The organism is Kitasatospora sp. NPDC127111 (assembly GCF_042677465.1).
Lineage (GTDB): Bacteria > Actinomycetota > Actinomycetes > Streptomycetales > Streptomycetaceae > Kitasatospora.
This window is the reverse complement of the sequence record NZ_JBHXTG010000042.1, coordinates 15,602-28,059: the sequence shown is the minus strand read 5'-3', so window position 1 is coordinate 28,059 and position 12,458 is coordinate 15,602. Positions and strand designations below refer to the sequence as shown.

General features: G+C 72.3%; 12 protein-coding genes. 6 read left to right on the top strand and 6 right to left on the bottom strand.

Annotated features, from left to right (window positions below; genetic code table 11):
• Window positions 1-16 precede the first annotated feature (16 nt).
• The 6 genes from ACFVHB_RS24020 to ACFVHB_RS23995 all read right to left on the bottom strand — a co-directional run bounded on the left by ACFVHB_RS24020 (window position 17) and on the right by ACFVHB_RS23995 (window position 7,774).
• The gene (locus ACFVHB_RS24020; protein WP_380325840.1) at window positions 17-1,477 is read right to left on the bottom strand and encodes a catalase; all 1,461 of its coding nucleotides are present in this window, start codon (window positions 1,475-1,477) and stop codon (window positions 17-19) included.
• 78 nt (window positions 1,478-1,555) lie between these two features.
• Complete coding sequence (alc, locus tag ACFVHB_RS24015) at window positions 1,556-2,821, bottom strand: allantoicase (RefSeq protein WP_380325837.1); 1,266 nt, start codon at window positions 2,819-2,821, stop codon at window positions 1,556-1,558.
• 9 nt (window positions 2,822-2,830) lie between these two features.
• Window positions 2,831-4,207 (bottom strand): allantoinase AllB, encoded by a 1,377-nt coding sequence (allB, locus tag ACFVHB_RS24010; protein WP_380325834.1) that lies wholly within the window; start codon window positions 4,205-4,207, stop codon window positions 2,831-2,833.
• A 196-nt stretch (window positions 4,208-4,403) separates the two neighbouring features.
• Window positions 4,404-5,561 (bottom strand): glycerate kinase, encoded by a 1,158-nt coding sequence (locus tag ACFVHB_RS24005; RefSeq protein WP_380325831.1) that lies wholly within the window; start codon window positions 5,559-5,561, stop codon window positions 4,404-4,406.
• 420 nt (window positions 5,562-5,981) lie between these two features.
• Complete coding sequence (locus tag ACFVHB_RS24000; RefSeq protein WP_380325829.1) at window positions 5,982-6,869, bottom strand: 2-hydroxy-3-oxopropionate reductase; 888 nt, start codon at window positions 6,867-6,869, stop codon at window positions 5,982-5,984.
• 62 nt (window positions 6,870-6,931) lie between these two features.
• Complete coding sequence (locus ACFVHB_RS23995) at window positions 6,932-7,774, bottom strand: TIM barrel protein (RefSeq protein WP_380325826.1); 843 nt, start codon at window positions 7,772-7,774, stop codon at window positions 6,932-6,934.
• 216 nt (window positions 7,775-7,990) lie between these two features.
• Here ACFVHB_RS23995 and ACFVHB_RS23990 point away from each other — a divergent pair, with 216 nt between their 5' ends.
• The 6 genes from ACFVHB_RS23990 (at window position 7,991) to ACFVHB_RS23965 (ending at window position 12,426) form a co-directional block, all read left to right on the top strand.
• Window positions 7,991-8,236 (top strand): thiamine-binding protein, encoded by a 246-nt coding sequence (locus ACFVHB_RS23990; RefSeq protein ID WP_380325960.1) that lies wholly within the window; start codon window positions 7,991-7,993, stop codon window positions 8,234-8,236.
• A complete protein-coding gene (locus ACFVHB_RS23985) occupies window positions 8,233-8,613 on the top strand; it encodes a helix-turn-helix domain-containing protein (protein WP_380325823.1) in 381 nt (126 codons plus the stop codon). Before ACFVHB_RS23990 ends, ACFVHB_RS23985 begins: the two co-directional genes overlap by 4 nt.
• A gap of 197 nt (window positions 8,614-8,810) precedes the next feature.
• Complete coding sequence (gene uraD / locus ACFVHB_RS23980; protein ID WP_380325820.1) at window positions 8,811-9,314, top strand: 2-oxo-4-hydroxy-4-carboxy-5-ureidoimidazoline decarboxylase; 504 nt, start codon at window positions 8,811-8,813, stop codon at window positions 9,312-9,314.
• Between the two features lie 60 nt (window positions 9,315-9,374).
• On the top strand, window positions 9,375-9,710 hold the full coding sequence (gene uraH / locus ACFVHB_RS23975; protein WP_380325817.1) for a hydroxyisourate hydrolase: 336 nt from the start codon (window positions 9,375-9,377) through the stop codon (window positions 9,708-9,710).
• A 27-nt stretch (window positions 9,711-9,737) separates the two neighbouring features.
• Window positions 9,738-10,658: a factor-independent urate hydroxylase gene (gene pucL, locus ACFVHB_RS23970; RefSeq protein ID WP_380325814.1), complete on the top strand. Its 921-nt coding sequence runs from the start codon at window positions 9,738-9,740 to the stop codon at window positions 10,656-10,658.
• A gap of 274 nt (window positions 10,659-10,932) precedes the next feature.
• Window positions 10,933-12,426, top strand: coding sequence for a nucleobase:cation symporter-2 family protein (locus ACFVHB_RS23965; RefSeq protein ID WP_380325811.1), 1,494 nt, complete (start codon window positions 10,933-10,935; stop codon window positions 12,424-12,426).
• The last annotated feature ends 32 nt before the right edge of the window (window positions 12,427-12,458 follow it).

The window sequence follows — 12,458 nt, the reverse complement described above, 5'->3', positions numbered from 1 at the left end:
GGAAGGAGTCGGTGCGTCAGCCCTCGTCGCCGGCGCGCAGCTTGGCGACGGCGGCCTCCAGGCGGGCGCCGTACTCCTCGTCGGCGGCGTGGAAGTGGGCGAGGTTCTTCTCGACGATGTCGTCGCGGGTCACCTGGGCCAGGAAGCCCGCGATGTTGTTGATCAGGCGGGTCTTCTCGCCCTCCGACATCAGCCGGTAGAGCTCGCCGGCCTGGAAGAAGTCGTCGTCCTTGGTGTGCGCCGGCGTGGTGTAGGTGCCGGTGTAGCCGTCCAGCTTGACCGGCGCGGCGAGCGCGCTGTCGGTCTGGGCGGGGCCGTCGTACGAGTTGGGCTCGTAGTTCTTGGCGCGGCCGGACTTGTTGACGGCGGAGAAGCCGTCCCGGCCGTAGTTGTTCGCCTCGGTGGCGCGCGGGGCGTTCACCGCGAGCAGGGTGTGGTTGACGCCGAGGCGGTAGCGCTGGGCGTCGGCGTAGGCGAACAGGCGGCCCTGGAGCATCTTGTCCGGGGAGGGGCCGATGCCGGGCACGAAGTTGTTCGGCGAGAACGCGGACTGCTCGACCTCGGCGAAGACGTTCTCGGGGTTGCGGTTCAGCACCAGGCGGCCGACCTTGACCAGCGGGTAGTCCGCGTGCGGCCACACCTTGGTGAGGTCGAAGGGGTTGAAGCGGTAGTCCGCGGCCTCGGCGACCGGCATCAGCTGGACGTAGAGGGTCCAGGACGGGAAGACGCCCCGCTCGATGGCCTGGTGCAGGTCGCGCTGGTGCGAGTCGGCGTCGGCGCCGAGCACCTCGGCGGACTGCTCGCCGTCCAGCGAGCGGATGCCCTGGTTGGTCTTGAAGTGGTACTTCACCCAGTAGGCGTCGCCCTGCTCGTTGACCCACTGGTAGGTGTGCGAGCCGTAGCCGTTCATGTGGCGGTACGAGGCCGGGATGCCGCGGTCGCCGAACAGCCAGGTGATCTGGTGGGTGGAGGCCGGCGAGTGGGCCCAGAAGTCCCAGACGTTGTCGGCTTCCTGGACGCCGGTGTACGGGTCGCGCTTCTGCGAGTGGATGAAGTCGGGGAACTTGATCGGGTCCTTGATGAAGAACACCGGGGTGTTGTTGCCGACGAGGTCGTAGTTGCCCTCCTCGGTGTAGAACTTCACCGCGAAGCCGCGCGGGTCGCGGACGGCGTCGCTGGAGCCCAGGTTGCCGGCCACGGTGGAGAAGCGCAGGAACAGCTCGGTGCGCTTGCCGACCTCGGAGAGGAAGGCGGCCTTGGTGTACTGCGAGACCTCGTCGGTCACCTCGAAGTAGCCGTACGCGCCGGAGCCGCGGGCGTGCACGACGCGCTCCGGGATGCGCTCGCGGTTGAACCGGGCCAGCTTCTCCAGGAGCTGCTGGTCCTGGATGAGCAGCGGGCCGTACTCGCCGGCGGACGCCGAGTTCTGGTTGTCGGCGATCGGCGCGCCGGACTCCGTGGTCAGGATCTTGGACATGGAGGGTCCTTCGGGGTGTCGATGAAGGCGGTGCGTGGAGAGGGGGGTGACGGTCGCTCGGCGCGAGGTGACGGGGCCTCAGATGCCGAGCAGGCGCCAGACGGCGGAGCGGCGGCGGGAGGAGTGCTCGCCGTCCGGGCCGTCGGCCGGGCGGAGCGCGGCGACGGCCTCGGTGGCCGCGGCCCGGTCCGCCAGCGGACGGGCGGCGGCCAGGTCGGCGGCCTCCTCGGCGCCCAGGCCGGCCTCGGTGAGCGCGGTGACGGCCTCGGCGGCCGGGACGGCGTTGAACCAGCGCAGGGCGAGGGCGGCGCGGCCGGCCTCGGTGAGCCGGCCGGTGAGGCGCAGGCGGGCGAGGCCGCCGTCCGGGTAGACGTTGATCCGGACGTGGGTCACCGGGCGGCCGACGTCGAGCCGGAAGCGGTGCCGGGTGTCGGGCTGCAGGCGGGTGCGGGGGAGGATCTCGAACCAGCCGTCGCGGTCCTCGGACGGGTTGCCGCCGTTCGAGGCGTCGTAGCCGACGAGGTCGGCCCAGCCGGGGGCGTTGGCGACGAAGTGGGTGGTGTCCACCTCGGCGGCCAGGACCTCGCCGCCCCCGGCCAGGGCGATCTGCACCCAGTCGTTGGCCTTGTCGCGCCGACGCCGGGTCTCCCAGCCTTCGCCCATGACGGAGGCGCGACCGGGAGCGTTCAGGTTGTGCGGGGAGGAGAAGTAGCGGTCGGACGCCGCCTCGGCCACGCCGCCGTACTCCTGGGCGGCCAGGTCGAAGGTGAGGCCGTCCAGCTCGCGCGGGTCGGGCAGCACCTGGCCGTGCACGCGCAGCCGGGCGACGCCGCCGTCCGGGAAGATGTTCAGGCGTACGTGGGTGAAGCGGGTGGCGTTGTCGACGGCGAACTCGTGCGCGGTGTCGCCCTGGAGGGGCGTGCGCGGCAGCAGTTCGACCCACTCGGCCGCGGCCAGCTCCTCCGGCGAGGGGTGGCCCGGGACGGCGGCGGCCTCGATGGAGGCGCTCTCCGGGTAGTTGCCGGTGAAGTGGGCGGTGTCGACGACGAGCCCGCGGATGACGCCGCCGACGCCGAGCCGGACGATCGTCCAGTCGTGGTCCTCGTCGGTGGGGTGCGGCTGGTCGGCGGATATGCCGCGGCGGCGCTTGGACTCCCAGCCGTCCATGATCTGGCCCTTGTGGCCGAAGGTGTGCGGGCGGAACTCGGCGGGCTTGGCGACCAGCAGGTTCTCCGCGTCGGCGAAGGTGTCCTCGTTGGTGGCGACGACGCCGGCGCCGAGCAGCCGGGAGGCCAGGTTGACCAGCTCGGTGAACGGAGCGCTCGGGGTGTTGACGGTGCTCACTGAGACTCCTCAGGACGAGTGATCGGGGCGGGTGGCCGGGCGGGTGATCTGACGGCCGAACGGCTCGGCGGTGACGTCGACGACCCGGCCGCGCAGCCAGGTGGTGCGTACGGCGCCGGTCAGGGTCCGGCCCGCGTACGGGGTGACGGGGTTGCGGTGGTGCAGCTCGGCGGCGTGCACCGCGAACGCGGCGTCGGGGTCGAAGGCGACCAGGTCGGCGTCGTGGCCGACGGCGATGGCGCCCTTGGTGCCGGTGAGGCCGGCGAGGGCGGCCGGGCCGCTCGCCATCCAGCGGACCACGTCGGCGAGCGTGTGACCGCGGCGGCGGGCCTCGGTCCAGATCGCGGGCAGGCCGAGCTGCAGGGAGGCGATGCCGCCCCAGGCCCGGGCGAAGTCGCCGCTGCCGCCGAACTCGGGCAGCAGCTTGAGGTCCGGGGTGGACGGCGAGTGGTCGGAGACGATCGCGATGAACTCGCCGGCCGCCAGGGCCGCCCAGAGCGCGTCGCGGTTGGCCTCGTCGCGGATCGGCGGGCAGCACTTGAAGGCGGTGTCGCCGTCCGGCACCTCCTCGGCCGCGAGGGTGAGGTAGTGCGGGCAGGTCTCGGCGGTCACCCGGACGCCGTCCTCGCGGGCCTGCCGCAGCAGCGGCAGCACGGCGGCGGAGGAGACGTGCAGGATGTGGACGCGGGCGCCGGTGCGGCGGGCGGTGTCCAGCAGCCGGGCGACGGCGGCGGTCTCCGCGTCGGCGGGCCGCGAGGCGAGGAAGTCCCGGTAGTGGACGCCGGGCCGCTGCGGGGCGGCGGCCAGGACGGCCGGGTCCTCGGCGTGGATGATCGCCAGCGCGCCGAGCCGGGCCTGCTCGGCCAGGGCGGCCTCCAGGTCGGCCTGTTCGACGTGCGGGAACTCGTCCACGCCGGACGGCGCGAGGAAGCTCTTGAAGCCGAACACGCCCGCGCGGTGCAGCGGTTCGAGGTCGGGCAGGTTGCCGGGGACGGCGCCGCCCCAGAAGCCGAGGTCGACCCAGGCCTGGCCCTCGGCGGTCTTCCGCTTGGCCTCCAGGCCGGCCGGGGTGGTGGTGGGCGGGATGGAGTTGAGCGGCATGTCGATGACGGTGGTGACGCCGCCGGCGGCGGCCGCCCGGGTGGCGGTGGCGAAGCCCTCCCACTCGGTCCGGCCGGGCTCGTTGACGTGCACGTGGGTGTCGACCAGGCCGGGGAGCAGGGCGGTGTCGCCGAGGTCGGTCAGATGCTGGTCGCCGGCGAGGAGGGTGCCGTGCGCGGCGATCTGCTCGATCCGCCCGTCCCGGATCAGCACGTCCGCGGGACGCTCGCCGTCCGGCAGCACCACCCGGCGGGAGCGGATCACCGCAGTCTCGCTGAAGGGCATGGGGGACCTCCGAAACCTGAAGAGGGTGGCCTGGGGAAGAAAGGGGGTTCGTCGAAGGATTGCCCGGAGCCTAGGGCCGCCTTCAACAAAACGTCAATGGAGGAACGTACGAGTGCCGGCGGTTCCGGCCGGCGGGTGCCACGGGGGCGGCCGGCCGGAAGGCGCGGTTCCGGCCGGCGGGTGCCGCGGGGTCCGGTCAGCGGGCCAGGAAGGCCGTCGCCAGCCGCTCCCCGGCGACCTCGGCGAGCTCCGCCGCGCGGGTCATCGAGTCGCCGGGCTGTTCGGCCAGGTCGGTGAGGGCGTACGCGGCGGCGAAGCCGGCGGCCCGCCACTCGCGCTCCGACAGTTCCAGCCGCCCCGCCACAGCGGCCACCCGAACCCCCGCCCGGGTGGCCGCCGCGGCAACGCCGGCGGGTGCCTTGCCGTGGAGCGTCTGAGCGTCCAGGCAGCCCTCGCCGGTCACGACGAGGCGTGCCCCACGCACGGCCTCGTCGAAACCCAGCAGTTCGAGCATCAGCTCGATGCCGGGTCGCATGGTGGCGCCGAGCAGGGCGAGGGCGGCGAAGCCCACCCCACCCGCGGCCCCGGCGCCGGGGGCGTCGCGGAAGTCCCGTCCGACGGCCTCGCCGACCACGTCGGCGAAGCGGGTCAGGCCCTCCTCCAGCACCACCAGGTCGTCGCCGTCGGCGCCCTTCTGCGGGCCGTAGACGGCGGTCGCGCCGCGCGGGCCGAGCAGCGGGTTGTCCACGTCGCAGGCCACGACGACCTCGACCCCGGCGAGCCCCGCCGCCGGTGTCGCGGTGGCCAGCGGTCCGAGGTCGATCCGCGCCAGCTTGCGCAGGGCGGCCCCGCCGGGCGCCAGCTCGGCGCCGTCGGCGTCCCGCAGCGAGACGCCGAGCGCCTGGACCATGCCCGCGCCGCCGTCGGTGCAGGCGCTGCCGCCGAGGCCGAGCACGATCCGCTTGGCCCCCAGGCCCACCGCCCGGCCGATCAGCTGGCCGACCCCGTACGAGCCGGCCGCGAGCGGGGCGGTCCGGCCGCCGGGGAGCCGGGCGAGTCCGGAGGACTGGGCCAGCTCGACCACGGCGGTGTCGCCCCGGACGGCGAGCGCGGCGTCCACCGGCAGACCGGTGGGGCCGGCCACCTTGGCCGGAACGCGGTGGAAGCCGGCCGCCAGCGCGGCGGCCAGGGTGCCCTCGCCGCCGTCGGCGACGGGCAGTTCGCGGATGTCGGCGCCGGGCGCGACGCGGCGGATGCCGGCGGCGATCCGGGCGGCGACCTCGGCGCCCTCCAGGGTGCCCTTGAACTTGTCGGGAGCTACGACCACATGGCCCTGGGTGGGGGTGGCGGGCATGGCGTGGGCCTCACTTCCGGACTGGTCTGGCATCGGTTCGTCAAGCATGTGCCCGGGGGTCGGGGGGTGCGACCCCCTCCCCGCCGTTCCCCTCGTCCCGCTTCCGACGTACGAGAGGCTCCCCTCGGCGAGGGAGGGGGCCGGGCGACGCGCAACAGGCACGACCGAAGTGCCCCCGACAGGGAGTGCGCGTCACCGGTCTGGTCGATCGGCAGGGGGCGGATGAGCCCCAGCCCGCCTGCCGATCGGGCCTGGCCTCCTGGTGGCGCGGGCACGACCGGATAGGTACACGCCACCAGGAGGAGTCCGTGGGGGGGCCGGCGCCGTGGCGCCGGCCCCGGGGGTGCCGGCCGCCGCGCGTCCCGGGACGGGTGGCGGCGGGCCCGGGGGTCCCCCGGCCGGCGGCCGGGGGACGGCCGGCTACTTGACCTCGCGGCCGGACAGCCGCTCGACGCCGCGCAGCAGCGCCGAGTGGTCGAGGGAGCCGTCGCCGTTGGCGCGGGCCGAGGCGACCAGCTGGGCGACCACGGCGCCGACCGGCAGCGCGGCACCGACGGCGCGGGCGGCGTCGGTGACGATGCCCATGTCCTTGTGGTGCAGGTCGATCCGGAAGCCGGGGGCGAACTCGCGGTTGAGCATGTTCGCCTTCTTGCGGTTGAGCACGGTCGAGCCGGCCAGGCCGCCGCCGAGCACCTCCAGCGCGGCACCGAGGTCGACACCGGCGTTCTCCAGGAACACCACGGCCTCGGCCAGCACCTGGATGTTGACGGCGACGATCAGCTGGTTGGCGGCCTTGACGGTCTGGCCGGCGCCGGCCGGGCCGACGTGGATGACCGTGGTGCCCAGCGCGTCGAACAGCGGCTTCGCCTCGGCGAAGTCCTCGGCGGCGCCACCGACCATGATCGACAGCACCGCCTCGACGGCGCCGGCCTCGCCGCCGGAGACCGGGGCGTCGAGGGCGCGCACGCCCTTCTCGACGGCGGCCTTGCCGACCTTGATGGAGGTCTGCGGGGTGATCGAGGACATGTCGATCACGAGGGTGCCGGCCTTCACGTTCTCCAGCACGCCGCCCTCGCCGAGGATGACCGCCTCGACGTGGGGGTCGGCCGGGACCATGGTGATGACGACCTCGGCGTCCTTCACCGCGTCGGCGATGCTGCTGGCACCCCGGCCGCCGGCCGCGATCACGGCGTCGATCGAGGCCTGGGAGAGGTCGAATCCGGTGACGTCGTGACCGGCCTTGACCAGGTTGATGGCCATGGGCTTGCCCATGATGCCGAGGCCGACGAAAGCGATCTTGCGGCTCATCGCGTCGTTCCTTCTGTCCGTAGGTGGGGAGGGTGTGGGGCGGGCTTGCTCGGCGGCGCGCGTCAGCGGGACGCACGCAGCTCGCGCGGGAGCCACTCGAAGCTGTCGGCGCTGACGCCGGTGGAGGGGCGGTACTCGAGGCCGATCCGGCCGGTGTAGCCGGCGGCGGCGAGGCGGGCGAAGAGGTCCTCGAAGTCCAGCTCGCCGGTGCCGGGCTCGTTGCGGCCCGGGGTGTCGGCGATCTGCACGTGGCCGAAGCGGTCGGCGTAGGTGTCGATGACGGCCGCCAGGTCCTCGCCGTTCTTGGCCAGGTGGTAGAGGTCGCAGAGGAACTTCGCGTTGCCGAGGCCGGTCGCGGCGTTCACCTTGTCGACGACGTCGACGGCGGCGGCGGCGGACACCAGCGGGTAGTCCGGGGACTCCGGCCGGTTCAGCGCCTCGATCAGCAGGATCGCGCCGATCTCGTGCGCGGCCCTGGCGGCCAGCACGAGGTTCTCCAGCGCGAGCGCGTCCTGCTCGGCCGGGTCGACGCCCTCGATCCGGTTGCCGTAGAGCGCGTTGAGCGCCTTGGTGCCGAGCGAGGCGGCCAGTTCGGCGGCGACCGGGACGTTGGCCCGGAAGCGCTCCCGCTCGGACGGTACGGAGACGGTGCCGCGGGCGCCCTTGCTCAGGTCGTCCAGGAAGTTGAGGCCGGTGAGCTGCACGCCGGCGTCACCGAAGGCCTTGCGGAGCGCGTCCTGCTCGGCCCGCGACGGGGCGTGCTCCTCGCCGAACGGCCACCACAGCTCGGCGGCGGTGAAGCCGGCGGCCGCGGCCGCGGCCGGGCGCTCCAGGAGCGGAAGCTCATTGAACAGGATCGACAGGTTGACCGTGTAGCCGTGCTGGGAAGCGGCAGTCACGTCCATCACATCTCACTCTCTTCCGACATCCGCAACTTCCACGATCCGGAAGAGGGATTCTGCTTGGTGGAAGCATGTCCGCCGCGCCGAGCGGGTGTCAAGACTGCCGCAACAATTTGTTGAAGCAGACCGAAACCCCTGCCCACCGGGCCCGGCCGCTGTTCGATCGCCCAGCCCCTGACCCCGCCCGCACCCGCTCGCTACAGTGAGCGGGTGCGATTGATGGTGGAGTTCACGACAGAACCGTTCGAACTGGACACGTTTCCCGAGCACGCCGTGGCGGCCCGGAAGGTGGTCGACGAGGCCGGCCTGGCCGTCTCGGTCGGCCCGTTCGGCACCGGCGCGGAAGGCGACGCCGACCAGGTCCTGGCCGCGGTGACCAAGCTGCTCCGGGAGACCCTGGACGCCGGCGCGACCCGGATCTCGGTCCAGGTCAGCGTGTTGGACGAGGAGGGCGGTGCACCGTGACCGAGCACGTGGAACACCCGCTCGCCGCGGCGATAAAGCCGCTGCTGGACGCCGTCGGCGCGACGCCCGTCCCACTGGACGAGGCGAAGACCGAGGACGTCGTCCTGGAGTGGGAGGGCGCCCCGGCCCTCGCCGTCCGGCTGCCGCACCTGAGCAGTGCGCTGGACCGCCTGCTGGCCGAGATGACCCGCCAGTTCGACGGCCGCCCGCTGACCGAGCTGGACCGCTGGGAGAAGCAGCGGGTCGTCGCCCTCCTGGAGGAGCGCGGCGCCTTCACCGTCCGCCACGGGGTGGAGACGGTCGCCACCGCGCTCGGCGTCAGCCGCTTCACCGTGTACAACTACCTCAACCGCCAGGACGGCTCGAAGTCCGGCTGAGGCTTCCGGGTGAACCCCGCCGGCCCGGCCAGTCTTCACTAGCCCCCGGCGGGGCACACTTGTCTCATCGCACACGAAACGGCCCGGTAACCGGGACCGGTTCAAAACGTAACCACCAACCGTTCAACAAAGTGTTGACGGCCCGGGTGGGTGGATCTAGCTTGTGCGGGTGGCACCACTCTTCAGGAGGTCCACCCGTGACCAACCACCCCCACGCCCTTGAGTCCCTGGCGGCGGCCGACGCCGCCGAGCTGAGGGCGATCCTGCTGGAGGTCTGCTCCAGCGCCCGTTGGGCCGACGCCGTCGCGGCGGCCCGGCCCTGGTCCGACCGCGCGGCCCTGCTCGACGCCAACGCGTCGGCCATGGCCTCCCTCACCGTCGCCGACCTGCACGACGCCATGGCCGGCCACGCCCGGATCGGCAAGCCCAAGGCGGGCGACGCCACCTCCGAGCGCGAGCAGGCCGGCATCCAGGGAGTGGACACCGCACTCCTCGACGAACTGCACGAGGCCAACGCCGCCTACGAGGCCAAGTTCGGCCACGTGTTCCTGATCTGCGCGACCGGCCGCACCGCGGACACCATGCTCGCCGCCCTGCGCGAGCGCTACCCCAACGACCCCGCCACCGAGGCGGAGATCGTCCGGGGCGAGCTGCGCAAGATCAACGACATCCGCATCAACCGCCTGCTCGACGAATCCTGACCCTGCCTCAGGACTTCCCGACGCACCGTCACACCTGCCATCAGTAAGGTCACTTCACCCATGACTGGCATCTCCACCCACGTGCTCGACACCAGCCTCGGCCGCCCGGCCGAGGGTGTCCCGGTCGAGCTCGCACTGCACACCGAGGGTGGCTGGAAGGTGCTCGGCACCTCCGCCACGGACTCCGACGGCCGGGCCAAGGACCTGCCGGCCGTGGAGGCGGGCTCGGTCGTCCGGCTGCAGTTCGACACCGCGGCGTACTACGCCGCGAAGTCGGACGAGACGCCGTTCTTCCCCGAGGTCTCGATCGTCTTCACGGTCGCGCCCGCGCAGCACCACTACCACGTGCCGCTGCTGCTCAACCCGTTCGGATACTCGGTCTACCGCGGAAGCTAGACCGCTTGATTGATTGGGAGCCACGTCATGGCCCACGTGCTCGGTCAGAACCAGTACGGCAAGGCGGAGAACCGCATCGTCCGGATCTACCGTGACTCGACCCGTCACGAGATCAAGGACCTGAACGTCTCGGTCTCCCTCCAGGGTGAGTTCGAGGACGTCCACCTCACCGGGTCGAACGCCAACTGCCTGCCCACCGACACCACCAAGAACACCGTGTACGCCTTCGCCAAGGAGTACGGGATCGAGTCGGCCGAGGCCTTCGGCATCCTCCTGGCCCGCCACTTCGTGGACAACACCGAGCGCGGTGTCGTGCACAGCGCCCGGATCCGGATCGAGGAGTACGCCTGGGACCGGATCAAGACGCCGGACAACTCGGCGCGCTTCATCGGCTCCGAGGAGGTCGGCCACTCCTTCGTCCGCAACGGCCAGGAGACCCGCACCACCGAGATCGTCTACAACGGCGAGACCGTCCAGGTCATCTCGGGCCTCAAGGACCTCATCGTGATGAACTCCACCAACTCGGAGTTCTGGGGCTACATCAAGGACAAGTACACCACCCTGCAGGAGGCGTACGACCGCATCCTGGCCACCCAGGTCACGGCCCGCTGGAAGTACGGCTTCAGCGGCCGCGACGGCGAGGCCCAGCCCAACTGGAACCGCTCCTACACCCACGTGAAGCGGCACCTGCTGGAGGCCTTCGCCGAGACCTACTCGTACTCGCTGCAGCAGACCCTGCACGCGATGGGCACCCGGGTCCTGAACAACCGCGCCGAGGTGGACGAGGTCCGCCTGGAGCTGCCGAACAAGCACCACTTCCTGGTCGACCTTGAGCCGTTCGGCCTCAAGAACGACAACGAGGTGTACTACGCCGCCGACCGGATGTACGGCCTGATCGAGGGCACCGTGCACCGCGAGGGCGTGGTACCGGTGATCCCGGTCGCCTGACCTCCCCATGAACACCGTCCGGCGTCGTCGCACCCTCCGGCCCCACGGGGCCGGCCGGCTCCGGACGGGCGGCACCACCGCAGTACCCGCACCACCTGTTTCTCCACCCCCCACCCACCGGAGATCGTGCCCGCCTCACGGCGGCCGGCCCGGGGAGCTGGAGATGCCGGCCGAGGGACCCTTGCACCGCCGTCCCGCCCTCGGCCACCGCGCGATCGACCTGTCTCCAGCGCCACGGGCGCGTCGCGGGCCACGGGCACAAGAGGGGCTCGACATGGCACCTGACAACACCAGCACCACAGACGGCGGTTCCACCCCCGGCAGAGACCACTCCGCCGGGCCCTCCGGTCCGGACGGCGCGTCAAACGGCCTCCCCGGCAAGCCGTCCGGACCGGAAACCCACCCCGTGGACGAGGTGCTGCCACCGGTGAAGCTCGTCTCCACCGGCCTGCAGCACGTCGCCGCGATGTACGCGGGAGTCGTGGCTCCCCCGCTCATCGTCGGCGCCGGCGTCGGGCTCTCCCCCGCCGACCTCGCCCTGCTCATCTCGGCCAGCCTGTTCACCGCCGGACTGGCCACCCTGCTCCAGACCCTCGGCGTCTGGAAGATCGGCGCGCGGCTGCCGTTCGTCAACGGCGTCTCGTTCGCCGGCGTCGCGCCCATGATCGCCATCGCCAAGGGCTCCATCGACAAGGAGGGTGGCCCGCAGAACGCCCTCCCGGTGATCTTCGGCGCGGTGATCGTCGCGGGGCTCCTGTGCTTCCTCGCGGCACCGTACTTCTGCAAACTGATCAGGTTCTTCCCCCCGGTCGTCCAGGGCACCGTGATCACCCTCATCGGGGTGTCCCTGCTCCCGGTGGCGGTCAACTGGGCGCGCGGGGGCTCCCCGGGCGCCCCCGGATACGGCTCGATGCGGGCCATCGGCCTCGCCGCGATCACCCTCGTCGCGGTGGTGCTCTGCAACCGGCTGCTGCGCGGCTTCTGGCAACAGCTCTCGCTGCTCATCGGACTGGCGATCGGCACCCTGCTCGCCTTCCCGCTGGGCCTGGCCGACTTCGGCGCGGTCCAGGACGCGAAGATCTTCGCGCTCCCCTCCCCGTTCCACTTCGGCGCTCCCATGTTCGACGCGGCCGCGATCGCCTCGCTCTGCATCGTCATGGTGGTCTCGATGACCGAGTCCACCGCCGACATGCTGGCACTCGGCAAGATCGTCGACCGTGAGGCCGACGAACCCGTGCTCGCCGCCGGCCTGCGGGCCGACGGACTGGCCACCGCGCTCAGCCCGGTCTTCAACGGCTTCGCCGCCAGCGCCTTCGCCCAGAACATCGGGCTGGTGGCGCTGACGAAGATCCGCAGCCGCTACGTGGTGGCGGCCGGCGGAGGCATCCTGGTCCTGCTCGGGCTCTTCCCCGTGCTCGGATCGGTCGTCTCCCTGGTGCCGCAGCCCGTCCTGGGCGGCGCCGGGATCGTGCTCTTCGGCACGGTCGCGGCGAGCGGCATCCGCACCCTCGCGGAGGCCGGGATGGAGTCCAGCTCCCACACCATCCTGGTGTCGGTCTCGCTCGGCGTCGGCATCATCCCGATCGCCGTCCCGACCTTCTACGACTCCTTCCCGGAGGCCGTCCGCACCCTGATGCACTCCGGGATCTCGGCCGGCACCGTGATGGCCGTCCTGCTCAACCTGCTCTTCCACCACGTCGGAGTCCCCCGCCGCCCGTCGGCCGACGGGACGCCCAGCACGACGGTGCCGACGGCGACACCGTCCTGACCCACCGGGCGGGCATGCGCCCCATGCCCGCC

Bases quoted from the DNA above. Each gene is read 5' to 3' on its own strand.
- allB (WP_380325834.1), bottom strand. From the start codon at position 4,207: ATGCCCTTCAGCGAGACTGCGGTGATCCGCTCCCGCCGGGTGGTGCTG.
- ACFVHB_RS24000 (WP_380325829.1), bottom strand. From the start codon at position 6,869: ATGAGCCGCAAGATCGCTTTCGTCGGCCTCGGCATCATGGGCAAGCCC.
- ACFVHB_RS24020 (WP_380325840.1), bottom strand. From the start codon at position 1,477: ATGTCCAAGATCCTGACCACGGAGTCCGGCGCGCCGATCGCCGACAAC.
- pucL (WP_380325814.1), top strand. From the start codon at position 9,738: ATGGCCCACGTGCTCGGTCAGAACCAGTACGGCAAGGCGGAGAACCGC.
- uraH (WP_380325817.1), top strand. From the start codon at position 9,375: ATGACTGGCATCTCCACCCACGTGCTCGACACCAGCCTCGGCCGCCCG.
- ACFVHB_RS24005 (WP_380325831.1), bottom strand. From the start codon at position 5,561: ATGCCCGCCACCCCCACCCAGGGCCATGTGGTCGTAGCTCCCGACAAG.
- ACFVHB_RS23995 (WP_380325826.1), bottom strand. From the start codon at position 7,774: ATGGACGTGACTGCCGCTTCCCAGCACGGCTACACGGTCAACCTGTCG.
- ACFVHB_RS23965 (WP_380325811.1), top strand. From the start codon at position 10,933: ATGGCACCTGACAACACCAGCACCACAGACGGCGGTTCCACCCCCGGC.
- ACFVHB_RS23990 (WP_380325960.1), top strand. From the start codon at position 7,991: ATGGTGGAGTTCACGACAGAACCGTTCGAACTGGACACGTTTCCCGAG.